Origin of the sequence: Brevibacterium sp. VCM10, assembly GCF_000583215.1 — a bacterium.
Classification (GTDB): domain Bacteria; phylum Actinomycetota; class Actinomycetes; order Actinomycetales; family Brevibacteriaceae; genus Brevibacterium; species Brevibacterium linens.
Window position 1 is genome coordinate 20,312 of record NZ_JAJB01000008.1, and the last position, 23,527, is coordinate 43,838.

20 protein-coding genes and 1 riboswitch are annotated in these 23,527 nt (G+C 65.9%); of the genes, 4 read left to right on the forward strand and 16 right to left on the reverse strand.

Going from position 1 to position 23,527, the window contains the following annotated elements; translation table 11 throughout:
* The first annotated feature begins 2 nt into the window (after positions 1–2).
* The 3 genes from AD89_RS0101515 to AD89_RS0101525 all read left to right on the forward strand — a co-directional run bounded on the left by AD89_RS0101515 (position 3) and on the right by AD89_RS0101525 (position 2,228).
* The gene (locus tag AD89_RS0101515) at positions 3–1,220 is read left to right on the forward strand and encodes a cysteine desulfurase family protein (protein WP_025776843.1); all 1,218 of its coding nucleotides are present in this window, start codon (positions 3–5) and stop codon (positions 1,218–1,220) included.
* A gap of 161 nt (positions 1,221–1,381) precedes the next feature.
* The gene (locus AD89_RS0101520) at positions 1,382–1,597 is read left to right on the forward strand and encodes a hypothetical protein (RefSeq protein ID WP_025776844.1); all 216 of its coding nucleotides are present in this window, start codon (positions 1,382–1,384) and stop codon (positions 1,595–1,597) included.
* 106 nt (positions 1,598–1,703) lie between these two features.
* Positions 1,704–2,228 (forward strand): DUF1648 domain-containing protein, encoded by a 525-nt coding sequence (locus AD89_RS0101525; protein ID WP_025776845.1) that lies wholly within the window; start codon positions 1,704–1,706, stop codon positions 2,226–2,228.
* Between the two features lie 53 nt (positions 2,229–2,281).
* On the opposite strand, the gene AD89_RS0101530 is transcribed toward AD89_RS0101525, so the two are convergent.
* The 16 genes from AD89_RS0101530 to AD89_RS0101610 form a co-directional block, all read right to left on the reverse strand.
* The gene (locus tag AD89_RS0101530) at positions 2,282–3,022 is read right to left on the reverse strand and encodes a TenA family protein (RefSeq protein WP_025776846.1); all 741 of its coding nucleotides are present in this window, start codon (positions 3,020–3,022) and stop codon (positions 2,282–2,284) included.
* 101 nt (positions 3,023–3,123) lie between these two features.
* Entirely contained in the window at positions 3,124–4,053 is a 930-nt protein-coding gene (thiD, locus tag AD89_RS0101535) for a bifunctional hydroxymethylpyrimidine kinase/phosphomethylpyrimidine kinase (RefSeq protein WP_025776847.1), read from the reverse strand.
* Entirely contained in the window at positions 4,050–4,865 is an 816-nt protein-coding gene (thiE, locus tag AD89_RS0101540) for a thiamine phosphate synthase (protein WP_025776848.1), read from the reverse strand. Before thiE ends, thiD begins: the two co-directional genes overlap by 4 nt.
* Positions 4,862–5,791 (reverse strand): hydroxyethylthiazole kinase, encoded by a 930-nt coding sequence (locus tag AD89_RS0101545; protein WP_025776849.1) that lies wholly within the window; start codon positions 5,789–5,791, stop codon positions 4,862–4,864. The genes thiE and AD89_RS0101545 overlap by 4 nt, the downstream gene beginning before the upstream one ends.
* A riboswitch (TPP riboswitch) is annotated at positions 5,779–5,912 on the reverse strand. (Overlaps the previous gene by 13 nt.)
* A gap of 207 nt (positions 5,913–6,119) precedes the next feature.
* Positions 6,120–7,331 (reverse strand): sugar ABC transporter permease, encoded by a 1,212-nt coding sequence (locus AD89_RS0101555; protein ID WP_025776851.1) that lies wholly within the window; start codon positions 7,329–7,331, stop codon positions 6,120–6,122.
* Positions 7,328–8,152 (reverse strand): ATP-binding cassette domain-containing protein, encoded by an 825-nt coding sequence (locus AD89_RS0101560; protein ID WP_025776852.1) that lies wholly within the window; start codon positions 8,150–8,152, stop codon positions 7,328–7,330. The genes AD89_RS0101555 and AD89_RS0101560 overlap by 4 nt, the downstream gene beginning before the upstream one ends.
* Before the next feature lie 98 nt (positions 8,153–8,250).
* Complete coding sequence (locus tag AD89_RS0101565; RefSeq protein WP_025776853.1) at positions 8,251–9,345, reverse strand: substrate-binding domain-containing protein; 1,095 nt, start codon at positions 9,343–9,345, stop codon at positions 8,251–8,253.
* 92 nt (positions 9,346–9,437) lie between these two features.
* Positions 9,438–10,535 carry a LacI family DNA-binding transcriptional regulator gene (locus tag AD89_RS0101570; RefSeq protein WP_025776854.1) on the reverse strand — a complete coding sequence of 366 codons (1,098 nt, stop codon included), beginning with the start codon at positions 10,533–10,535 and terminating at the stop codon, positions 9,438–9,440.
* Between the two features lie 321 nt (positions 10,536–10,856).
* Complete coding sequence (locus AD89_RS0101575; RefSeq protein WP_025776855.1) at positions 10,857–11,204, reverse strand: TfoX/Sxy family protein; 348 nt, start codon at positions 11,202–11,204, stop codon at positions 10,857–10,859.
* A 128-nt stretch (positions 11,205–11,332) separates the two neighbouring features.
* Entirely contained in the window at positions 11,333–14,092 is a 2,760-nt protein-coding gene (locus AD89_RS0101580; RefSeq protein ID WP_025776856.1) for a GNAT family N-acetyltransferase, read from the reverse strand.
* The gene (locus tag AD89_RS0101585; protein ID WP_025776857.1) at positions 14,089–15,525 is read right to left on the reverse strand and encodes a lysine N(6)-hydroxylase/L-ornithine N(5)-oxygenase family protein; all 1,437 of its coding nucleotides are present in this window, start codon (positions 15,523–15,525) and stop codon (positions 14,089–14,091) included. The genes AD89_RS0101580 and AD89_RS0101585 overlap by 4 nt, the downstream gene beginning before the upstream one ends.
* The gene (locus AD89_RS0101590; protein WP_081770308.1) at positions 15,522–17,003 is read right to left on the reverse strand and encodes a pyridoxal phosphate-dependent decarboxylase family protein; all 1,482 of its coding nucleotides are present in this window, start codon (positions 17,001–17,003) and stop codon (positions 15,522–15,524) included. Before AD89_RS0101590 ends, AD89_RS0101585 begins: the two co-directional genes overlap by 4 nt.
* Positions 17,004–17,681: 678 nt before the next feature.
* A complete protein-coding gene (locus AD89_RS0101595) occupies positions 17,682–18,911 on the reverse strand; it encodes an MFS transporter (RefSeq protein ID WP_025776859.1) in 1,230 nt (409 codons plus the stop codon).
* Between the two features lie 441 nt (positions 18,912–19,352).
* Positions 19,353–20,879: an IMP dehydrogenase gene (gene guaB, locus AD89_RS0101600; protein WP_025776860.1), complete on the reverse strand. Its 1,527-nt coding sequence runs from the start codon at positions 20,877–20,879 to the stop codon at positions 19,353–19,355.
* Positions 20,880–21,013: 134 nt separating this feature from the next.
* Entirely contained in the window at positions 21,014–21,676 is a 663-nt protein-coding gene (locus tag AD89_RS0101605) for a GntR family transcriptional regulator (protein ID WP_025776861.1), read from the reverse strand.
* Between the two features lie 9 nt (positions 21,677–21,685).
* A complete protein-coding gene (locus tag AD89_RS0101610) occupies positions 21,686–22,771 on the reverse strand; it encodes a pseudouridine synthase (RefSeq protein WP_025776862.1) in 1,086 nt (361 codons plus the stop codon).
* Positions 22,772–22,954: 183 nt separating this feature from the next.
* On the opposite strand from AD89_RS0101610, the gene AD89_RS0101615 reads away from it, so the two are divergent.
* Positions 22,955–23,407: a hypothetical protein gene (locus AD89_RS0101615; protein WP_155807344.1), complete on the forward strand. Its 453-nt coding sequence runs from the start codon at positions 22,955–22,957 to the stop codon at positions 23,405–23,407.
* Positions 23,408–23,527 lie beyond the last annotated feature (120 nt).

Below are 23,527 nucleotides of genomic sequence, written 5' to 3' on the forward strand. Positions count from 1 at the left end.
GGATGACCGGGCGCCTCTACCTCGACACCGCGGCTGCGGCCCCCGTACGCCGGGAGGCCCTCGAAGCCGCGTGGCCGTATCTGGCCGGCGCGTTCGGCAATCCGTCGAGCCATCACGAGTTCGGTCGCGGACCCGCCGACGCTCTCACCGACGCCCGGGCTCGGGTGGCGAAGGTGCTGGGAATGAGAGCCACGGACATCACGTTCACCAGCGGCGGCACCGAGGCGGACAATCTCGCGATCATCGGCATGGCCCTCGGGCACCAAACCCAGGGTCGGGCTCAGACCCAGCGTCGGGCCGGGACCGCGGTGCCGCCTCGGCGACATATCGTCACCTCCCCCATCGAACACGAAGCGGTGCTCGCCTCGGTCGAGTTCCTGGCCCGCGTCCATGGATTCACCGTCACCGAGGTGGCCCCGACCTCCGACGGGACCGTGACCGAACAGGCGCTGGCCGCGGCCGTGCGCCCCGACACCGTGCTCGTGACCGTGGGCTATGCGAACAATGAGATCGGCACCGTCGCCGACATTCCGAGCTTGGCCAGCATCGCCCATGACGCCGGCGCCCTCTTCCACACGGATGCGGTGCAGGCGGCCGGCTGGCTACCGCTGACCGGGTTGGGCGTCGATGCGCTCAGTTTGGCCGGGCACAAGGTCGGTGCGCCGAAGGGCATCGGTGTGGCCGCGATCCGCGCCCGCGTCCCCGTCGAACCGCTCATCCACGGCGGCGGGCAGGAGTCCGGACGCCGTTCGGGCACGGAGAACGTGGCTCTGGCCGTCGCGTTCGCCACGGCACTCGAACTCGCCGAGGCGGAGCGGCGTGAGGCCGCCGATCGAGTCCGGGCCGTCCGCGATGAGTTCATCGCCGCTGTTGTCGACAGCGTGCCCGGGGCGTTCCTCACAGGCGCGGCGGGCACGGCCGGGTCTGACGGTCGGGAGACTCGGACTCCGAACCATTCGTCGTTCTGCTTCTCGCACACCTCCGGAGAGGCGGTGCTGCTCGAGCTCGAACGCCGCGGGGTGACGGCGTCGAGTGGTTCGGCCTGCGCGGTCGGCTCCGACGAGCCCTCGCATGTGCTCACGGCATTGGGGATCGCCGCCGAGGTTGCGCAGACGAGTGTGCGCTTCACCTTCCCGTCCTCGATCACCGACGAGCAGGGACGCGCTGCCGCGCAGTCCGTCATCGCCGCCGCCGAGAGCCTGGCCACGAGCTTCGCCTGAGGCCTTTTGAGGCCTTTTGAGGCCGCTGAAGCGAGCTTCGTCTCACTCGGGCGTGCTTTTGATCACCTTCGCGCTCACCAGGTGGGATACCCCTATCTTTCTCGGTACTTTGGGGCGAGACTGAAAGAGAAGCATTCGTCTCAGGGTGTGAGGGGGCCGCCATGGATCTTCTGATTCTATTCATGATCGCAGTGATGTTCGCGACGATCGTCTTCGTCATCGGACGATACGCCTGCCCGAAGCATGACCGAGTGCCCCTCATCGAGGTCGATCACGTGCTCCTCTGGACCGCCCTGCGCCGCGGTTGGCATGTGCTCGGATCCTTCGGACCGCTCACTCACTACCCGGAAGATCCCTCGGGCGCATCCCGAGCCTGAGGCTCTGCTGCCCCAGCCGGGGCGAACCTCCGTTGCCTCAGTCGGAGCGAACCTGCCGGACGATCGCCGCAGGCCCGTTGCGCACAGCTGTTGTTAGAGTGACAACATGCCTTCCCCTTCTCAACCGCATCGGAACCCACCGAGTGGAACCGCCGCGCTCATCTTTGCGTGTCTCTCGATCCTCGTCTTCCTCGGGTTCTCCGTCTGGTTCTGGGTGCAGGCCCCGGACACCGTGGCCACCCATTTCGATTCCGGCGGTCAGCCCGATGACTGGACGTCGAAAGCCGGACTTCTGGGGATCTTCGTGCCTGTGGGGCTCGGCCTGCCCACCCTCATGTCGATCCGGCCGTTGATTGCCAAGCTGCCGATCTCGCTCATCAATGCCCCACACAAGGAGTATTGGATCGAGCGAGGCGACAAGACCTACCTCGTCGACTGCCTCATGGAACTCCTGCGCATCACCGCCGGACTCACCGCACTGCTCATCGCAGCCATCCTCGTCATCATCGCGGAGACAGCACGTTCGGCGACGATGCCGGAATGGCTGACCGTCGTGCCGACGGCCGTCTTCCTCGTCGCCACGGGACTCGCCGTCTGGCGCTTCTACCGCAGACTCACCCCGCCGAGGTGACCACGTCGTCGGCTGCGGCCACCCCGCCGAAGGAGATCCGATGCTCCCCGGGATCAGACGGTGACTTCTTGGGGCAGGAACACGGAGACGTCCCAGTTCTGCATCGCGTGGGCCGACGCCCAGAAGTGGAGTTCGTATACGCAGGCCTGTTCGAAGGCTGCTCGCATGCGGGCAGATTCCTCGCTCGGGGCCTTCGCGAGTTCCTGTTCGAGGATGTGCACGGCGTGGCGGGTCGATTCGTCGAATTCCGGTGAGTCGTAGGTCTGCACCCAGGTGCGGTAGGGGTGGTCATCGGACATCTGGCCGGCCTGGTCGATCAGCACCTTGCCCATGTGGGCGTACACCCAGAAGCAGGGCAGCACTGAGGCGACGCCTTCGCCGTAGGAACGGCTGGCGGCCGTGGCCACGAGGAAGGACACGTAGCCGAGCGTGTTCGGGGAGGCCTTGAATCGGGAGCCTTCCGCGGTGAGCTCCTCCAGCGCCGAGGCGAGTCGGGCGTCGGCGAGCAGCTCTGCGTGCATCTCCTCTTCGACGGTGATCGCCTCGGCGGCAGATCCGGCCCAGAATCGGGATTCGTCACGGTCGACGGTCTTCGCGGCCAGGAACGACATGGCCTTGGCATATCCGTTCAGGTAGAGGCTGTCCTGCGAGATGTAATTGACGAAGGCCTTCGGATCGAGGCTGCCGTCGGCGAGCTGGGCGAGGAACGGCAGCTCTTCGATCTGCTTGATGATGGGGCGAACGCGGTCCCACAGCTGGGTGGTCAGTGGGCCGGCGGTAAAGGTGACGGTCATGGGAACTCCTTTGTGCTCGTGTGACATGGTGATTCGTATGACGTGGTGGTTCGAGTGAGTTGGCGGTTCCGGTGAGGTGGTGGTCAGGCGGGATGGATACCTCAGGCCGGTCGACCGCGGACGACGTCGACCTGGTGGTCGACGGGTCCGTGGGCGCCCTCCGGATCCAGACTCAGCTGCCAGTCCGCAGCCGAGTTCAGGGCGCGAGCGAGAAAATCGAGGGCATTGCCGACAGCCTCGCCGAGGAGGTCGGACCCGATCGCCGCGCGTGACCGATCTTTCCCGGTCGGGGCCGCCGGATCGGCAGGTCCCCCGGCGGCAGCTGCGCGTTCACGGCCGAGGACGGCCACCTCGGCGGTGATCGCAGCCGAGAGAGTGCACCCTGTTCCGTGCGTGTTCATCGTCGTCACGCGGGGGTGGGTGAACTCCCGGACCTGACCGTCGCTCGTGGCGAGGATGTCGATGACCTCGTCATCGCTGCCGTGTCCGCCCTTGAGCAGGACCGCTCCGGGCCCCCGCTCGAGCAGGCGCCCGGCCTGGTCACGCATGGCTTCGGTCGTCTGCGCTTCGGGTTCGTCATCGCTGATGAGCAGGGCCGCCTCGGGGAGGTTGGGGGTGATGAGGTCGGCGACGGGCAGCAGGTGGGTGCGCACGGCGTCGACGGCATCGGCCTCGAGGAGGCGATGGCCGGAGGTCGCGATCATCACCGGGTCGACGGTGAAGAAGCCGAGCCGGCCTTCGGCGGCGCGGGCGACGACGAGTTCGACGAGGTCACGGCTGCCGAGCATCCCCGATTTCGTCGCATCGACGGGCAGGTCGCCGAGCACGGACTCGAACTGATCGGCGACGAAATCGACGTCGATCGGATAGACGCGCGACACCCCGTGCGTGTTCTGCGCGACGAGGGCGGTAATGACGGTCGTGCCCATGGTCTTCCGCGCGGTGAAGGTCTTGAGGTCGGCGTGAATACCGGCGCCGCCGGAGGGGTCGGTGCCGGCGATTGACAAGGTGATCGGCGGGCGGGTCGTCACTGGTCGCTCCCGGTGAAAGCGGCCAGCAGCTCTTCGGCCGCCGACTTCGGATCGTCGGCCAGGCAGATCGCCGAGACCACACAGATTCCGATCAGTCCACGTCCGTGCAGGTCGGGGGCACGGTCGGCGGTGATGCCGCCGATGGCGACGGCGGGGAGGCCGGCTTCTGCCGCCAGCTCGCCGAGGCGCTCCGGTCCGATGCCGTCGGGGGCGTCGGCTTTTGTGGAGGTGTCATAGACCGGTCCGATGCCGACGAGGTCGACGACTCCGGAGTTGCGGGCGGCGGCGAATTCGTCGCTGTTCGCGGCCGAGAGACCGATGAGCGGTGCCGCACCCAGGGCGGCGCGCACCTCGGCGACGGTGGCATCGGTTTGGCCGACGTGGATGTGCACGGTCTCGCCTTCGTCGATGAGGCGGCGGGCCACCTCGACGCGGTCGTTGAGGACGACGGGGACCGTGCGGTCGGTGTCGCGGGTGGCGGCGTCGACGGCGGCGATGACCTGGCGGGTGAGCGAGTAGAAGCCGGCGTCGTCGATGTCCTTGTCGCGGACCTGGACGATGCCCACTCCCCCGGCGACGGCGGCCTGCACGGTCTCGGCGACGGTGCGGCCGGCGGTTTCGCATTGCGCGGAGTCGGTGACGAGGTAGAGGCGCGTGTCGATTCCGGCGAAGCGGTCGGTCACGGCGGCGCGGTTAGCGGCGGCGCCGTTCGGGTTGTCAGCGATGTGGGCGGCGGCGCGGTCCGGGGTGTCAGCGATGTGGGCGGCGGCGCGGTCCGGGGTGTCAGCGATGTGGGCGGATCCGGCGGTCATGCCTGGACGCCTTCGTTGGCGGTATCGCTGACAGTGGTGAGCGTGTCGAGGCTGATTCTCGCCTGTGCGAGTCGGTCACCGTCGACGGCGTGGAGTGCGTCGAGGAAGTTCACCGAGTAGCTGCCCGGCCCCTTCGCGCCGTCGGCGGCGAGTTCGCCGGCGACCGCGAAGTGCGCGTGGGCGGCGACGACGGCTTCGAACCTCGCCGAGGCGGCCCCACCGTCCCCGGACCCGTTCGTGGCGTTGACGGCCGAGGCATCGGCGTCGGGGTCGGCCAGTCCTGCCCGGGCGGCAGCCAGGTAGGCGACGGTGACGGCGCCGAGAGAGCACCCGGTGCCGATGACCAGCGGCATGAACTCATGTCCGCCGGTGATGCGGGCGACGTGGTCGGTGCCGTCGATATGGGCGACGACGGCATCGGTGGGTCCGGACACGGCGACGATGGCCCCGGTTTCCCTGGCCAGCTTTGCGGCGGCGGGGAGGACGGCATCGACTTCATCGGTGGAGTCGACGCCGCGACCGCCGAGTCCGACTCCGGCGAGAGCTGCGATCTCGGAGGCATTGCCGCGGATGGCGGTGGGGTGATCGGCGGCGGCGCGGCGGATGCGGGAGGTGCGGAAGTCGACGGCGCCGACGCTCACGGGGTCGAGGACCCAGGGTTTGCCGGCGGCGTTGGCGACGTCGATGGCGGCATCGGCGGCGAGCAGCTGATGGTTGGAGGCGGTGCCGAAGTTGACGAGGACTCCGCTGGCGATGCCGGCGAACTGTCCGGCGTCGGCTTCGTGGTCGAGCATCGCCGGGGAGGCGCCGACAGCCAGGAGCACGTTCGCGCTGAACTGCTGCACGACGGTGTTCGTGATGCATTGGATGAGTGGATTGCTTGCGCGCAGTCGCGCATTCGCAGAACGCAGGTCGAAGTCAACCATGACGATCCCTTCGCTAGTATGGCCCAGATCAGGTTCGATGGGTGTTCTCTCAGCCTCGGTGTCCTCCGTGCGCAGCTCTTCGGTGCGAACGGATCTTCATGAGGCACCCCATGTCATTGGCTCCGACTGTATCAGCCCGGCTGAGGCACGGCGACTCCTTGGATGCTCAGTGCCGACCGCTCGACTTGACGTCGCTGTATCAAGCTGTGCATTGCGCGCTCGACGCTCAGGCGAGCGGTCGGCAGAGGGAGCTCTTGCGGAACCGAGCGGTCGACGACAGCTTGAGCGCTCAGCGTTGAGCGGACGCCCCTGTGCCGCCGACCCGGCACTACCCCCGCCCGACGTACCTCTGGCCGCGGCGGCTGAGCGCATCGATGACTACGGCGGTGAGCAAGACGAGCGCGGTGATGATCTGCTGTGCATCGGAGTTGAAGCCGATGAGGTAGAGACCGTTGTTGATCGCGCCGACGACCAGTGCGCCGAGCACTGCCGCCCAGGCGGTTCCGCGACCACCGAACAGCGAGGTGCCGCCGATGACGGCCGCAGCGATCGCGTTGAGCAGGTCCTGCGTGCTCACCAGCGTCGATCCCGCGTTCGTCGTCACTCCGGTCTTGATGAATCCGAACAGAGCGGCCAGCACTCCGGCAGCCATGAACACGCTGATGCGCACCCAGGTCACGCGGATGCCGGCACGTCGGGCGGCTTCGACCTTGCCGCCGACGGCGTAGATCGAACGACCATAACGGGTCTTGCGCAGCACGAGGTCGATGATGATCGCGATGACGATCATGAGGAAGAACGGCATCGCCAGACCGAAGTCCTGATTGACGAGGATGAGGAAGCCGAACACGATCGCGGCCAGCAGGACGATCCTCACGGTCACCGAAGTCCAGCTCGGAGCGCTGAGACCCTCCCGGTGGCGGCGCAACTTCGAATAGATGATGCCGACGCCGAATCCGATGATCGCGATCGCACCGAAGACATAGGCCCAGATCGCCGGGAAATAGAAGCTCGCGAAGTCGAAGGCGAAGGTGTCCGACATCGACAGGTTCTTCTGCGTACCCAGGGTTGTCAGCGTCAGGCCGGTGAACGCGAGCAAGCCGGCCAGGGTCACCACGAACGCCGGGATGCCGACGACGGCGAAGAACCAGCCCTGGATCGCACCGACGACCAGGCCGAGCAGCAGCATGATGACCAGCGCCAGGGCCGGCGGCACACCTTGCCTCACCACCAGAACACCGAGCAGCGAGGCGGCCAATCCGCCCAACTGCGCCAGGGAGAGGTCGATCTCGCCGAGGAGCAGGATGAGGTTGATGCCCAGGGCAAGTATCGCGAGGAATGCGACCTGGGTGGAGAGGTTGACGAGGTTGGCCGGAGAGATGAAGTTCGAGTCGGCCGTCTGGAAGACGATGACGATGACGATGAGGGCGAAGATGACCGGGAACGATCCGAGCTGGCCCTCTTTGACCCGTCGCAGGAACGTTCCGACGACGCCTTCGTGAGTAATCCGTTCGTCGGTGATGAAGGAATTGCGGGTCATCGACGCTCACCCCTCCGTGCCGCACGCTTGGTCACGACGTTGTCGCTGGCCCCGGTGATCGCGGCCACGAGCACGTCCGTGCGTTCGTCGCCAGGGAAGTCACCGGCGTCCTTGCCCAAGCGCAGCACGTGCACCCGCTCGCACACAGCCTGCACGTCAGCCATATTGTGGCTGACGAGCAGCACCCCGAGGTCACGTTCCTTCAGCCGTTCGATGAGGTTGAGCACCTCGGCCGTCTGGGCGACACCGAGCGCCGCCGTCGGCTCGTCGAGCATGACCAGGGAGGGTTCGCCCAGCAGCGAGCGAGCGATCGCGACGGTCTGACGCTGACCGCCGGACAGGGCCGCGATCGGCACTCGCACGCTCGGGATCTTCGCTGACAGACTGCGCAGCAGCTCCCAGGATTTGGCCTCCATGGACACCTCGTCGAGCACTCCGCCGCGGGTCTTCTCATGTCCGAGGAAGAGGTTGGCGACGACGTCGAGGTTCTCGCACAGGGCCAAGTCTTGGAACACGGTGGCCACTCCGGCCCTCTGCGCGTCCTTCGGGGAGGAGAACCTCTGCGCCATTCCGTTCATGATGAGCTCGCCCTCATCGGCGGCATGGACTCCGGCGATGACCTTGATCAGCGTCGATTTGCCGGCGCCGTTGTCGCCGACAAGGCCGACGACCTCGCCGCGGCCGACGCTGAGATTGATGTCGGTCAGTGCCTGAACGGCACCGAATCGCTTGTTGATTCCGCGCAGTTCGAGCACCGGCTCGCTGTCGCTGCCCGGCGTCCGCGTCGCTGCGGATGCCGGTTCAGGTGTCTCTGGTGTCATCTGTTCCTACTTGTCGCAGTCGTTGACCCCGGCAGCCGGCGACCGGTGATGGTCGCCGGCTCGAGGTCGGTCGCATCAGATCGTGAGCGCACACGTGCTCACTTCACGCCGGCATCGGCACAGAGCTTCTCCACCTTGCTCGTGCAGATATCAGAGGCCTTGATCTGGTCGCCGACGATGTCCTTGATGTTGTCCTTGGTCACGACCTTGGCCTCGACGAAGTCCGTCGGGGTGTCTTTGTAGGTCGTGCTCGCTTCGACGTCCTCGCCCGCAGCCAGAGCCACAGCGGCCTTGGCAGCGAACTCCGCCTGCGGTGGGATCGACTTGTAGATCGTGGCGAACTGATCACCCTTGAGGATGTTCTGCAGACCGTCGACCTCAGCGTCCTGGCCGGTCACCACGGTTTCGACCTTGGCCTTCTTCGTCGCGGCGATGACGCCGCCGGCGGTGCCGTCGTTGGCCGCGTAGATGGCGATCGGCTTCTCACCCTTCCCCTGCAGCTGACCTTCGACCCACTGGCGGGCGTCGTCGGGGTTCCAGTCGAGGGTGTCATGGCTGGCAGCGATATCGACGCCTGCACCCTTGAGGGTCTCCTCGGCGCCGGCCTTGAAGTCTGCGGCGTTCGGGTCCTTCGGGTCGCCGTTGACCATCCACACCGGTCCCGACTTCGGATCGACTCCGGTGTCCTTGAGTCCGTCGAGGACGGCCTGGCCCTGCAGGTTGCCGATCTTCTTGTTATCGAACGAGGTGTAGTAGTCCGCGCCCTCGAAGAAGCGGTCGTAAGCGATGACCGGGATCTTCTTGGCTTCGGCCTTCGACAGCGCCGAGGCGACCGCGGAGGCGTCGACGGGGTCGAGCACGATGGCGTCGACGCCTTCGGTCACGGCCGCTTCGAACTGCTGCTGCTGCTGGGTCGCGTCCTGGTTGGCATTGCGGTATTCGACCTTGGCGTCGGGGTTGGCCTCGGCGACGTACTTCTCGAAGTTCGGCTTGTCGAGCGACTCGTATCTGGTGGTCTTCGACTCGGGCAGCAGCAGTGCGATCGTGACGTCTCCGTCGCCGCCGGATCCGCTGTCCGCCTCGTCGTTTCCCTGCCCTTTCTGATTGCCGCAGCCGCTGAGCGCCAGAGCGCCGATCGCGACCGAGGCGCCGAAGAGCGCCAGCTTCTTGTGGGACTTAAGGTTATGCCTCATTGTGAACCTTTCAATCAATCTGACAACGTTGTCAGGCTGTTGAATATGATTCGCTGAAGACCGCCTGCTGTCAACTGTTTTCGCAAAAGTTCTCAGCGAGTGTCGGGCGGCTCTTCACCGCTGCCACGAGCGATGACGCACAGCGCGTTGTCGAAATCGGGCACGCTGTCGTCGACACGACCATGCCCCATCGCCTCCGCCGCGATCGGGCCGTTTCCCTCACCGAGGCGACCTTCACCCACCCCGGCACCGCTGGGTTCCGCACCGGCCCGGAGCCTGCGGACCGCCTCGGCGGCAAGGGACTCGACGTTGCGATCGACGACGGTGACGTCGAGGAGTTCGGCCGTGGGGAAATCGTCGATGCCCACCAGGGCCGGCCATTCGCCGAGGCGGCGGCAGGCATCGATGGCGCCCTGCGTGAGCGTGGCCGAGAGGGTGATGAGGGCACCGGGGGCGCTGCGGGAGCCGAGCCAGGCGGCGACGACGTTCTTTGCGCTGGCTTCGTCGTGGGCGTCTTCGCGCATATAGGCGCGCCAGCCGACGCCGCGACGGCCGGCGACGGCATCCTGGATTCCCTGCAGGCGGCGGGTGGTGATGAGGCTGGGCGATTGATCTCCGATGACGCCGAGTGCCATATGTCCGTGTGCGAGCAGCTGCTCGGCCGCGAGGCGTCCCGCTTCACGGTCATCACCTGCGACGATGCTGATGCCGGGACTGTCGACCGCCGGGTCGAGGGAGACGATTCGGGTGCCCGGCGCCGAGGCGGCTCGTGCGTAGGTCTCGGCCGCCTCGGGGTGGGCGCGGATGACGATGATCCCGGTCAGATCGTTGGCGAGGCATTCGTCGAGGAAGGCTTCCTCCCGGTCGGGATCGTCACCGACCACGGTCACCACAGGGCGCAGGTCGACGGCTGCGAGTTCGGCTTCCACGGCGGCGAAGGCACGGGCCTGGAAGGCGTCCCCGGCGTCGGAGAGGACCACGCCGATATAGGGTGAGCGGCCTCCGGCACGCAAGCGCCGGGCCGTGGGGTTGAGTCGGAATCCGAGCTCTTCGGCGGCGGCTTCGACCTTCTCTGCGGTCGAAGCGGCAACGTGCTTTTCGCCGTTGAGGACGCGGGAGGCCGTCTTGATGCTCACACCGGCGCGGGCAGCGACCGTGGCCAGGGTCGGCCGATCGTTCTGCTTCGCCATGTGCGCACCTTTGAGTCTGAGGACCGATTCGTGACTCTGCGCAGCGATGCGCAGGCAACCGTTGGAATGATACTAACCGCTGAGGTGAAGGATGAACGCACTCGCCGAGGTGGGGCTCCGTTGCGAAGCCCCACCTCGGCGATTGCGGTGTTCGGACTTCGGCGCCTCACCCACCGCTCAACTCAGCGCCGACCGCACACATCGGCTCGGTCGCATCGCATCGACCGCTCAAGTCCGCGCCGACCGCGCGCCGCATAGCTCGCTGCAGTGTCGCTGAGGTGAGCGGTCGGCAGATAGCGGCCGCGTCAACGGTCCCCGGGATCAGTCCGGCAGGCTCGTCACTGCCCGGTTGAAGTCCATGGCGGTCTCGATCCAGAATGCCAGCTGTTCGTCATCACGGACAGACTCTGCGCTCACGTTGATCCATCCCGGCCCCATGTTTCGCCCGGTTCCCATCTCGGCTTGGGCCGCATCCGGTCGCTTGAGGAGCTCGTCGTGCCGAGCGGCATCGACTCGCACCAGCAGATCGCCCGTCTTACCAGCGCTGACGATCATCTTCTCGTTGACCATGACCGCGCGGCCGCCGAACATCGAGACCTCTCGGACCACGGACTCTCCGGGAATGAGCGCACGGGTTCGTTCGACGAGTGAAGTCTGCTCGGGTGTCATCGCATGCTCTTCTCTGGTCAGCGGTGCAGTCAAGGTCGCTTTCACTGTGAATGGTACTCGCCGAGGCGGGACTCGTTTCAGGAGTCCCGCCTCGGCGAGGTTGTTCGTCGGTTCACCGACCGCTCAGCTCAGCGGCGAGCGCACGCTCTAGCCCAGTCCTCCTTCACCGACCGCTCGAGTTGCCGTCGCTGTATCAAGTTATGCGGCGAGCGGTCGGCGCTGGGGCGAGCGGTCGGCGAGGTGACTGTCAGGCCGCCTCTGCGAGCCACGGGGTTGGGCATCGTGCCCGCGTAGAGCAGTGATTCTGCTTGGTTGCCGATGTCGACCATCTGCTTCGTGTTCTTCAGCTGCAGCCGGTTGAGGCACGAATGAGCGAAGTGGTCGGCACGCAGATCGACGTCTCCGCTGACACCGCGGCCCGCAGCCGGGTGTTCGGCTTCGTACTCATCAAGCACCTCACCGACAATCGCCCAGAACCTGTCAGCAGGCAGCAGTCCATCGGCGTCGAGGATGCCCGACAGGTGCCGCAGGACCCCGTCGAACATGTCGGTGAAGACCGACAATGCCTTCTCCTCCCCCGACACCACGGCGCGAATGCGTTCGACATCGGCGGGCAGTTCGCGGTGGCCGAGCACGGCGACTTCCTCACCGATGTCCTTCATGAATGCCCCGGTCACCACATGCCCGTCGAGGACGAGGATGAGGTTCTCCCCGTGCGGCATGAATACGAGATCGTGCGCGAGCAGCGCATGGACGAGCGGTTTCAGGTAGGCCCGGAGGTAGCTGCGCAGCCACGCCCCGGCACTCAGACCGGATGCGCTGATGAGCTCACCCGCCAGCGACACCCCATGATGGTCCCGGTGCAGCAGAGCGGCCATGGTGATGAGCTTCTGACCTGGTTCGATACGCGAAACGGGGTTCTCCCGCCAGAGGGCCGCGAGCATCTTCCGATGCGGATTCGTCTCCTTCGTCCGGTGGTAGACGTCCCCGGTGTAGCCAAGCGCGGCACGCTCCCGCAGCACTCGGAATCCCGCCTCGGCGAAGGCGGGGTCGGATCCCACCAAGCCCGCGACCCAGTCGTTGATGGCCGGGGTGTCGCGCATGTACTTCGGCGACAGCCCGCGCAGGAATCCCATGTTCTGCACGGCGAGCGCGACCTTGACATACGGGGCGCCGGTCCGCGAATGGTTGAAGAACGTGCGCAGAGACTGCTGCGCCTGATGCTTATCGAGTCCCTCCCCGAGCGGCAGCAGGTCGCCGCGAGCGATGTCCGCAGCGAAGGTGATCGCCAGTCGGTGGTCGGCCTGCCAGGGATGGATCGGCATGAGATGGAAGTCAGCAGGATCCTGTCCCGCCGCCCGGATCCGGGTACCGAAGAGATCCCGTTCGGCTTCGCTGAGAGCCTCACCGAAGTGGCTCTCCTCATCGAGTCCGACACCTAAGGACAGATGGCTGAGTTCACGCCTCACCGCCACCCATTCGATGCGGTTGAGCTGTCCGTTCTCCGGTGCCCACTTGCGGAAGTCGCTGAGGCCGAAGCCGATGCGACCGTTGTTCGCGAGGAACCCGGGATGGCCCTCAGTCATGGCCGCCTCGGTGGTCTGGAAATCCGCGTCAACGAGTGCCCGTGCATCGGGTCTGCGCCCGGCCCGAGAGTCCTCGAGTTTGAACGCGGCCCCGGCCAGGGTCGACGCGAGCTCCTCGAGGTAGGTGGAGATGAGGTCCTCGGGGATGGCGAGTTCGTCCTGGAGTTCGACGACGAGTTCCTGTGCGTCGAGCGGAACCTCGGATCCGTCACGCCACCGGGTGATGCTCGCTTCGTCGATCACCCAGTGCTCGAGCGGCAGCACCCGCGCGGTGAACGTGTATCGGCTGGCCCTGTCGATGCTCAGTTCCCAGGTCCGGCCCTCGCCATTCGCCGAGGCGGCTCCCCCATTCGCATCGGCGGCGCCGTCCACGAGGACTCCCTTCCCCGCCCCGACGCTCACCGGTGCGATGAGTCGTTCGTGGGCGAATTCGGACAGGGCTTTGGCGACGAGGTGGCGCTGCACGACGGCGAACGCATCGCCGTTGAGGTGGGCATACGGAGTCGGTGGCATTGACGACGTCCGACCCGTGCGAGACATGGTGGACCGCTGGTCTCTGTCCGGTTCCCCGGTTTCAGCCGCGCGCGTCTCCCGAGCTGCGCCTCCGACGAACGGAGCCAGCGCGCTGGCCTCGAAATCTACGCGAGTGCACACGCTGACGAGCGCCAGTTTCTCGATCTCGCCCATCATGATGGTCGCCTCGGTGATGGGGGTGAAACCGGCGGCGCGGTTCTTCTCGATGATCGCGTCGTTCCTGGCATCGGGTTCGACGACGACGCGCTCGGCGCCGCGTCCTCCCTGGTCAACCGGCTTCAGGCAGAAGTCGATGACCTCGGCCATGATGCGGTCGGTGAGGCCGTGTACGGCGGGTCCTGCCGGCGGTGCGACGAGCAGGTGCATCCCGATATCGCCCTCGCCGGTGGCCAGGACGTTTCGCGGGATGAGGCTGTCGGGGGTGTAAGTCTCGACGTAGAAGCAGTCGATGCCGTCGACGGAGCCGACCCAACCGGAGTCGTCCGCGGAGTCGCGAATGCCCTCCAAGTAGGTCCGCACCTCGTTCTCGTCGAGGTCGGTCATCATCCAGTAGTGGGCGCGCGGATGGGTGAGCCACTCGTGGATCCGAGCGGTGTCCCGATCGACGTCGAGCGGACGGATGGTCACTGTCGCCGAGGCGGCCGTGAGCTTCACGTCCGAACTGCGGTCCGTGCGCGTACTGGTGGCGTTCGCACCAACCGCAGCATCGGTCGGGTCGGTTTCGTCCGCCTCGGTGGTGGTCAGGCTGGTGATGAGTTCGGTGGTCATGCGTGCGACATCTCCTTGGAGTTCTCGAGTGCGAAGGCGGCATCGGGGACGGCATCGGATTCGTCGGCCGGAATCCCGAAGGTCTGGAAGGCGATGGTCCGTTCGATCGGATAGGGTTCCCGGCCGGTCACTGCGGCCAGCACCACCGAGGCCCGCCACGGGCCGAAGCCGAGGTCGGGGGCGGTCACGCCGTGGGTGTGCTCTTCGCCGCCGACGACATGGATCGTGCCTTCGTCGTTGATCGTGTAGTGGCGGCTGACGTCGAGGCGGCCCCGGGAGTCCAGGCGGATCTCGTCACCGAGAGGGCTGAGGAAGCCCGGCACCTGCGGTTTGTATCCGGTGGCGGCGACGACCGATCCGGACCGCCTGATGAAGGTCTTTCCCAGTGCCGTATTGCGGAACCCGAGCAGGTATTCGCCGCTGATCGGGTCGATCTCGGCGGTGACGAGTTCGGCTTCGGAGATGAGGTTCGTCAGCAGTTCTCGCCCGCCGCGGCTGAGTCGGTAGAGAGTGTCGTGGATGTCTTCGACGAGGTCGGCGGAGATGCCCTTGTACAGGGTGCGCTGTTCCCGGCCGACTCGTTCGCGCAGTTCCTCGGGCAGGGCACGGAAGTGGTCGGTGTACTCCGGGGAGGTCATCTCAAGGGTGAGCTTCGTGTACTCCATCGGGAAGAACCGCGGCGACCGGGTCACCCAGTCGAGGCGTATGCCTCGGTCTTCGGCGTCGTCGATGAGGTCACGGTAGATCTCGGCGGCGGACTGGCCGCTGCCGACGATCGTGATCGCCCCCGAGTCGAGCAGCGCCTCCCGGTTCTCGAGGTAGTCGGCGGTGTGGATGAGCGGCCCGGCAGCGGGCAAGCCGGCGGCACCGTCCGGGCCCGGGCCGGACGCACCAGCGCCGGCATCGCCCTCGAGCCCCTGCAGCGCAGGTGGCAGTACGGGCTTTGTTCCCACGCCGAGCACGAGATGCCGGGCGCGGTAGGTCTCGGTGCCCACAATCGAACCGGAGTCGTCGGCCACCTCGGCGAGGGCGGTGAACACACCGTCCTCCCTGGTCACGGACACGACGCGACGGTTCCACCGCAGCGAATCCAACTGGGCGGAAACCCAGCGGCAGTATTCGTCGAATTCGGCGCGCAGGGGGTAGAACGATTCGCGGATGTAGAACGGGTAGAGCCGCCGGCGCTCTTTGAGGAAGTTGAGGAACGAGTACGGGGAGGTGGGGTCGGCCATGGTGACGAGGTCGGCGAGGAACGGCACCTGGATGGTCGAGCCTTCGATCATCATGCCCGGGTGCCAGCGGAATTCGGAGCGCTGGTCGACGAAGATCGCGTCGACGTCGTCGAGCGGTTCCGACAGTGCGGCCAGGCCGAGTCCGAACGGGCCGATCCCGACGCCGAGGATGTCATGGATGGGCGTGGAATCTGCGCTCATGCTGCGCCTCCTTCGGTTGCGGCGTCCTCGAGATCTCGGCCGGCGAGGATGCCGTGCCCTGTGGCACGGACGAGGTCGAGCACGGCGGTGACGTCATCGATGCTGGTGTCGGGGTTGAGCAGGGTGAGTTTGAGCCACGGCGTTCCGTCGATGACGGTGCGGGCGATGGCCGCGCGGCCGGAGCGGAAGAGGACTCGACGGATGAGCGGGACGAGTTCGTCGCAGGTGGCCGGGTCCGCGGTCGCCGGGGCGAAGCGGAACAGCACCGTGGACAGGTCCGAGGCGCCGAGCACCTCGAAGTCCGCCTGGGCCTCGAGCAGCTCCCGGACGTCGGTCGCGAGGTCGCAGACGGTGTCGAGCATCGATCCGATCTCGCGTGCCCCGCGGGCGCGCAGCGTCGTCCAGAGCTTGAGCGCGTCGAAGCGGCGGGTGGTCTGCAGGGACTTGTCGACCTGGTTCGGTTCGGCGTCGGCTTTGTGCGCTTCGGCTTCGGGGTTGAGGTAGTCGTGGTGGTGGATCGTCGGTGCGAACAGGCTTGCGTCCCTGATGAGCAGGGCCGAGGAGGACACCGGCTGGAAGAACGTCTTATGGAAGTCAATGGTCACCGAGGTGGCCTTCGAGATCCCGTCGAGCAGGTGGGCGCGAGCCGGGGCCCAGAGCAGTCCGCCGCCGTATGCGGCGTCGACGTGCAGCCACACGTTCGCTGCTGCGCAGACCTCGGCGATGGTCTCGAGCGGGTCGATGACGCCGCGGTCGGTGGTGCCGGCGGTGGCGACGACGGCCATGGGGATCTGGTCGTTCGCCTCGATGGCGAGCAGGCTGGCGTTGAGGGCTTCGACATCCATGCGGCCGGACTCGTCGGTCGGGACGGTCACGACCGCCTCGGCGTCGAGGCCGAGGAGGAATGCCGCGCGGGACACGGAGAAGTGGGCCTGGTCGGTGGCAAGGATCCGCAGCCCAGGCAGCAGATCACGACGGGTGGGCGCGCCCAGGCCAGGGCCGCCTCGGCGAGGTTCGGTCTCATAGTGTCCTGCCACCTCGGCGAGGACGTTTTCGCGGGCGAGGAAAAGTGCCTGGAGATTCGACTGGGTGCCTCCGGAGGTGAAGATTCCGTCGCCGCCGACGAAGCCGAGGTGGCCGCAGGTCCAGTCGATGAGGCGGCGTTCCATGAGGGTGGCGACCTCGGATTGGTCGTAGGTGTCGACCGAGGTGTTGATGGCGGCGAGCATTGCCTCGGCGGCGACGGCGGATACGGCGACCGGGCAGTTGAGGTGGGCAACGTAGCTGGGATGGTGGAACCACACGGCATTGTCGGCGTAGAGGGCGTCGACCTCGCGCAGGGCTTCGGCGTTGCCGACGCCTGCGGTGTCGAGGTCGACGGCATCGACGGCGGCCTGGAGTCCGGAGCGATCCTTCGCCGAGGCGGCCCGCTCGGTGGTGCGGAACCGTTCGCCGAGGATGTCGACGACGTCATGCATGAGCGATGTGTAATCGCCTGCGCTGTGGGCGCCGAGGAGGGCATCGGTGTGGGCGTCATGATCGCTGACGGTGCCAACGGCATCCGGGTGGGGGATTTCGGGGGTCTGAAGGGGTGCTGAGGTGGGTGTCGCTTCGGTGTCATAGAGCAGAGAAGTCGTCACTGTGAGGTTTCCTCCTTCGATGATGCGCACCGCAAGGCGCGGCTCGCGTTAGGGAAACCTACCCTAACTTTCCGGGCTGGCGAAGAGAGTCTTCGCCGTTCCGACAACTACGGGCGTCGCGCATCCGTCGGGCAAGACCGTGCCCGCGCCCAGGTTTTATGCGGCAAGGAGGCTGTTCGCACTACGGGTGCATCGGGCCGAAAAGCGCTGAGTGGCCTTCGTCACATTCAGGTGTGTTGTCCAACATCGTGAGACGTTCCGGGCGGATCCGGCTCCCGAGTTCCGGACGCCCCGTGCGGAGTCCCGAGGCAAAATTCCGCACAAATCGTCCGGAACTCGGCCTTTACCGCTTCGCCACAGCAAATATGGGTCGCTATCGGATACTTTTGTCGCCGGAAAGTATCCGATGCTGACCTGCTTTCGGTCGGAAAGTATCCGATGCCCCGCGTGCTGACCTACTTTCGGTCGGAACGTATCCGATGCTGACCTAGATCTGCCGCTCGTTGGGCGCCTGGATCAATCCTCACAGAACGATTCGTCGTCGATCAGCACCGCCGCCAGGACCGTGCAGATCACGAAGACTCCAGAGGCTGTGGCCACAGGAATCATCAGGCTGATTGTGCCCAGAAGGCCTCCCGCCAAGGAGCCGATGGCAAGTCCGGACAGCCCCATGACGCGAGTCGCGCCGCCGACCTTTCCCAGCAGCGAATCGGGCACGAGCCTCTGGCGGAGCGAAGTCGAGCAGATGTTCCATACGACCGCGTGGAAGATGTAGACGGCCAATAGGGCTCCTGCGATCAGCGGGTCTGTTGTGAATGTGAGCCCACCCAGCGATAGCGCTCCGAGCAGAAGACTCGCGGCGATGGTCCGTTTCGCGCCCAGTCGGCGTCGCAGTGCGGGTGCTGCAAAGGTTGCGAGGAGACCGCCGAGTGCGGAGAACGCGAGGAGGAAACCATAGGCTGTCTCACCGAGTCCGAGCCGGTCTCGGGCGATCAGCACGAGGATCGAAAACGCCAGCATGTATCCGATACTGGCTAGGGCACCGATCAGAGCAAGCCCACCGACGAGTTTGTGACGAGCCAGCCACGCAAGGCCGTCCATGGATTCGCGGTACATCTCCATGGGCGAGGGGAAGCTCCCGGCGATCCGCTGCTGTGACGACAGGTCGTGTTCGCGTCGGGCCCGGCGGGCGGGCAGAGCCAAAGCGATCAGACCCGCTGCTGACCACAGTCCTCCCATTGCGAAGACCGGCGCTGACGCTGCGATCGCAATGAGAAGTCCTCCTAACGGAGGTCCTACGAATTCATCGGCGACGAGTTGCGCAGCGGCGATTCTTCCATTTGCTGCCTCCAATCTTCCACGGTCGACCAGCGACGGCAGGATTGCGACGGCAGCGTTGTCCGCAGTGCTCTCCAAAGCGGCCACCACCGCCATGGCAAGGTAGAGCGCGACAAGTGACGACAGCCCGAACTGCAATGAGAGCGCGAATCCCAGCAGCGCGAGTCCCCGCAGAAGATTGGCAACGACGATCAGTTTCCGGCGTTCAAGTCGATCCACGACAACACCGATAGGCAATGCGACGAAGAGGCGGACGATCGCATAGAGGGTAGCCAAACCAGCGATGCTTCGCGGGTCATCGGTGAATGACGCAGCGAGCAGGGGCATCGAGACAAAGGCCAGGCCATCCGCGAGATTCGAGAGTGCATTGGCTCCCCACAGCACTCGGAAGCTGCGGCTCAACGACATTTAGTCAGTCTACGAGAGTCTGTGCCTCGACCCGCTGCTCTGCGCAAGGAGAAGAGCCTGCGCCTCGGCCCGAAGCTCTGCGCAAGGAGAGAGGAACGGCAAGTGCGAGGCACCACGCTCGCTGAGTTCCGGACGCCCCGTGCGGGGTCTCAGCACAGAATCCCGCACGGATCGTCCGGTACCCCACCTTCGCCCCTCCGCCTAAGCAAACTTAGGTCACCATCGGATACTTCTGTCGCCGGAAAAGTATCCGATGCTGACCTACTTTCGGTCAGACAGTATCCGATGCTGACCTAGAAATGCCGCGCACTCGCGAACGCACGAAAAAGCCGCAACCCCCGCGCATTCGCAGACGCACAAAAAAGCCGCAGCCTCCGCGCACATGCGGAAACTGCGGCTTCCCATCGACCAGAGACCCCTCCTTCGGGGGACCTCACGACCTCACTTCACGACGTAGTTCGGGGCCTCGACGGTCATCTGGATATCGTGCGGGTGACTTTCCTTCAACCCAGCCGTGGTCAGACGGACGAACTTGCCCTTGGCCTTGAGCTCGTCAACGGTGCGGGCGCCGACGTAGAACATCGTCTGGCGCAGACCTCCGGTGAGCTGGTGGGCGACCTGCTTGAGGTGACCGCGATAGGCGACACGACCTTCGATGCCCTCGGGGATGAGGTCGGTGTCGGTGGCGATATCGGCCTGGAAGTAGCGGTCCTTCGAATACGACTTGCCCTTGCGCGGAGCCATCGCGCCCAGCGAGCCCATGCCACGGTAGGCCTTGTACTGCTTGCCGTTGACGAAGATGAGTTCGCCCGGCGACTCGTTGCACCCGGCCAGCAGGGATCCGAGCATGACGGTGTCGGCACCGGCGACCAGCGCCTTGCCGATGTCACCGGAGTACTGGAGTCCGCCGTCGGCGATGACCGGGACGCCGGCGGCTCGGGCGGCCTGAGCGGCGAGGTGGACGGCGGTGACCTGCGGGACGCCGACACCGGCGACGACGCGGGTGGTGCAGATCGATCCGGGTCCCACGCCGACCTTGACGGCGTCGACTCCGGCCTCGACGAGCGCCTGCGCGCCTTCCTTCGTAGCGACGTTTCCGCCGATGATCTGCACGGCGGAGAACGCCGGGTCGGACTTGATCTTCCTGATCATGTCGGTGACTCCGCGAGCGTGGCCGTTCGCGGTGTCGACGACGAGGACGTCGGCGCCCGCCTCGGCGAGCATTCCGGCACGCTCGTAGGCGTCGCCGTAGAACCCGACGGCGGCACCGACGCGCAGGCGACCTTCGTCGTCCTTGGTGGCCAGCGGGTATTCCTCGGTCTTGACGAAGTCCTTGACGGTGATGAGGCCCCGGATGACGTTGTTGTCATCGACGAGAGGCAGCTTCTCGACCTTGTGCTCGGCGAGCAGCTCGAAGGCCTTCTCGGCGGCCACGCCGACGGGCGCGGTGACCAGCGGCATCTTCGTCATCGTCTCGGCGACGGTGCGTGTGGGGAATTCGCTGCGGGTGACGAAGCGCAGGTCGCGGTTGGTCACGATGCCGACGAGCACATTGTTCTCATCGACGACGGGCAGGCCGGAAATGCGGTACTTGCCGCAGATCTCGTCGAGCTCTTCCAGCGTCTTGTCCGGGGTGATCGTCAGCGGATCATTGATCATGCCCGATTCGGAGCGCTTGACGTAGTCGACCTGGTTCGCCTGATCCTCGGCGGAGAGGTTGCGGTGGATGATGCCCAGACCGCCGATGCGGGCCATGGCGATCGCCATCCGAGATTCGGTCACGGTGTCCATCGCCGCGGAGACGAGCGGGATGTTGAGCTCGATCTCCTTGGTCAGCCGGGAGGCGGTGGAGGCTTCGGAAGGGATGACATCGGTGTCGCCTGGCAGGAGGAGGACATCGTCATACGTGAGTCCCGTCAGCGAGAACGGATCGTTTGCGGCCTGTGATTCCTGCTCAGGGTTTCCCATGAAAACAGCCTTTCGACGCGAAGATACGGTGGCTCAATGCTATCGGAGCGAGAGAGTCGACCGCTATGGGTTCAAGCACCGGGCACTGTGAGACTGGCTACACAGGAAAAGCTGTCGGATTCGTGCGGGAAACCCTACCGCCCCTCCCCCACTGACCGTGCGAGGTCGAGGGTCGAGGCTTCGGAGTCGTCGAGGTGGATGCGCAGCAGTCCTTCGGCCCCCTGCCGATCCCCGGATTTCATCTTCTCGAGGATGTCCCGATGCGGATTCGCCCAGTGCGAGTGGTATTTGCCGGGCTCGGGCGAGCGCGAGAACGTCGTCGACAGCCTGGCCATGAGGTTGAGGTAGAACTCGTCGAGCAGCGGTGAGCCCAGCAGCCCGACGATCGCACGGTGGAACGATGCCGAGTGCTCCTGAGCATCGGCCCAGGTTTCGTTCTTCGGCGCGGTTTCGGCCCGGACCACGGAAGCTTCGACGGCGGCCATCGCCTCGTCGGTGGCGTCCTGAGATTCCTGGACGGCGCGGATCTCGAAGACCCGGCGGGCGCGGTAGAGGTCCTTGAGTTCGTCGATGCCGAAGGTGGAGACGAAGAAGCCCCGGTTGGGCTCCTGAGTGAGCAGCCCGGCGTGGCGCAGCAGGCTCAGCGATTCGCGGGCGGTGTTGCGCGAAACGTTGAATTCCTTGGCCAAGGCACCATCGCGGACCGGGCTTCCTGCCGGGTATTCACCGTCGGTGATGCGGGTGCGGACAAGGGCGACGATGGCCTCTGATGTGCATCCGGGGGCGTGTGGACTCATAACACCAGGCTACCGGGTTTCGCCTGGATCGGAGCTGACTGCGGCGGGATCGAGTTCGAGTCCGCTCTCGAATCGTCGGCTCAGCCCCGTCAGCGGATCATCGAATTCGATCTTCGCGGCCAACAGCTCCAGCGGTGATGAGAAGTCGTAGGGGTCCGGGGCGAGGTCGACCGGATAGACCGGATCACCGAGGATGGGCAGCCCGAGCGCGTTCATGTGCACCCGCAGCTGGTGCGTCTTGCCCGTGACCGGACTCAGCTCGTACTCGGCAATCGCATCCTTTCGCCGAGGCGGTGCTCCGTCTCCGTCCCCCGCCCGTTCGGACGGGACACCGTCAGCTCCCCCTCGCCGAGGTGGCGGCGAGGTCTCCGTGTCACCTCGTGATGGCTCGCCGTCCGGTGGGGTGATGGTCCGAAGCAGTCGGATCCGACTGACCGCATTCGGCTCCCCTGCGACTTCGTTCACCTGGCGTCCGCCGACGGGTTTGACCAGGCGCGATTCGCGGACGAGCGGGAATTCGAGATCCGGCGGCGGGGCCGGTGCCAGGGCGCGGTAGGTTTTGCTGACTCGTCGGTCTTGGAACAGGCGCTGGTAGCTGCCGCGCGTCTCAGGCCGTTTCGACAGGACCAGCAGTCCGGCGGTGATCCGGTCGAGGCGGTGGATGGCGACGAGATCGGGCTGGCCGAGGTCGACGCGCAGACGAGTGACGACGCATTCTCGGACGAAGCGTCCGTTCGGGGTGCAGGCGAGGAAATGGGGTTTGTCGACGACGAGCAGGTCCTCATCTTCGAAGACGATCCCGACCTCGAACGGGATTCGCTCTTCGGGAGGGACCGGACGGTGGAAGAAGTAGAACCCACCGGGAATGACCGGGTCGTCCCAGGTCACCGGGAGTCCCGCCTCGTCGCGCATGTCCCCATCCGTCAGCAGCGCACGTCGGGAATCGGGGGCCGCCTCGGGGAATTCGGATTCGAGCCACTGACCGATCGAATCGGGAACGGGCAGGTGATTCTTCGCATGGGTGGCCTTGCCGCCGGGGGCGCGCAGCGCGGTCGCCGAGATTCCTTCTCGGGGCGGGAGCGGACTGCGGGGCATGCTGTCAGTCTATGCGGTGCCGTCTTCGTCCCAGTCTTTGCGGTGCCCCGTCGTCGTCGCGGTCGCGGAAGCATTGGCGTGGAACCGCACGAAGTCTGCCGCATACCGCAGATCGGCCGCGGTTTCCGCAAAACTCCGAGACGCCTTCGAACTCCCGACGACTGAGCACATATGGTGGGACGCATGGACCGCATCGAACTCACGCAGGATGTCCTCTGCGAGAAGGTCGTCACTCCGATCGTTCTCGCGATGTTCGCCGATCACGAGTGGGACAGCATCGCGATGCTCCGCGATACCGAAGACGAGCGTCGGCTCTTCGCGCGGATAGTCGTCGCCGGGGAGGCCATTGAAGTCCTCCTCGACTACCCAGGCAACGATGAGAGCCTCTACGACATGCAGGAGCGCCTGGTCGCGGAGTTCCGGTCGTTCATCGAAACTTCTGAGTTCGGTGCGCGACGCGCCCCGGAAGGGGAGGCCGATTCATTTGCCTTCGAGCACAAACCTGCTGTCGTCTCTCGCACTCCGCGACCGGATTTCGACGGACCACCGGACTGCGTTCAGCGTCGACTGCGCAATCGCGGCCGAGTCATGCGCGTCGACCGCCGCCGCTGCGTCTCCGCTCACCGCCGCAGTTAGGTCCACGACAGCTCAGGCGCAGCTCTTCCATCGTTGGGCCCGCCGCGGCCCCGCTCACCGCCGCTGGCGGTTCAGCCCGGACAACAGTTCTATTCAGTCTGAGTTGACTAGCCTAGTTTC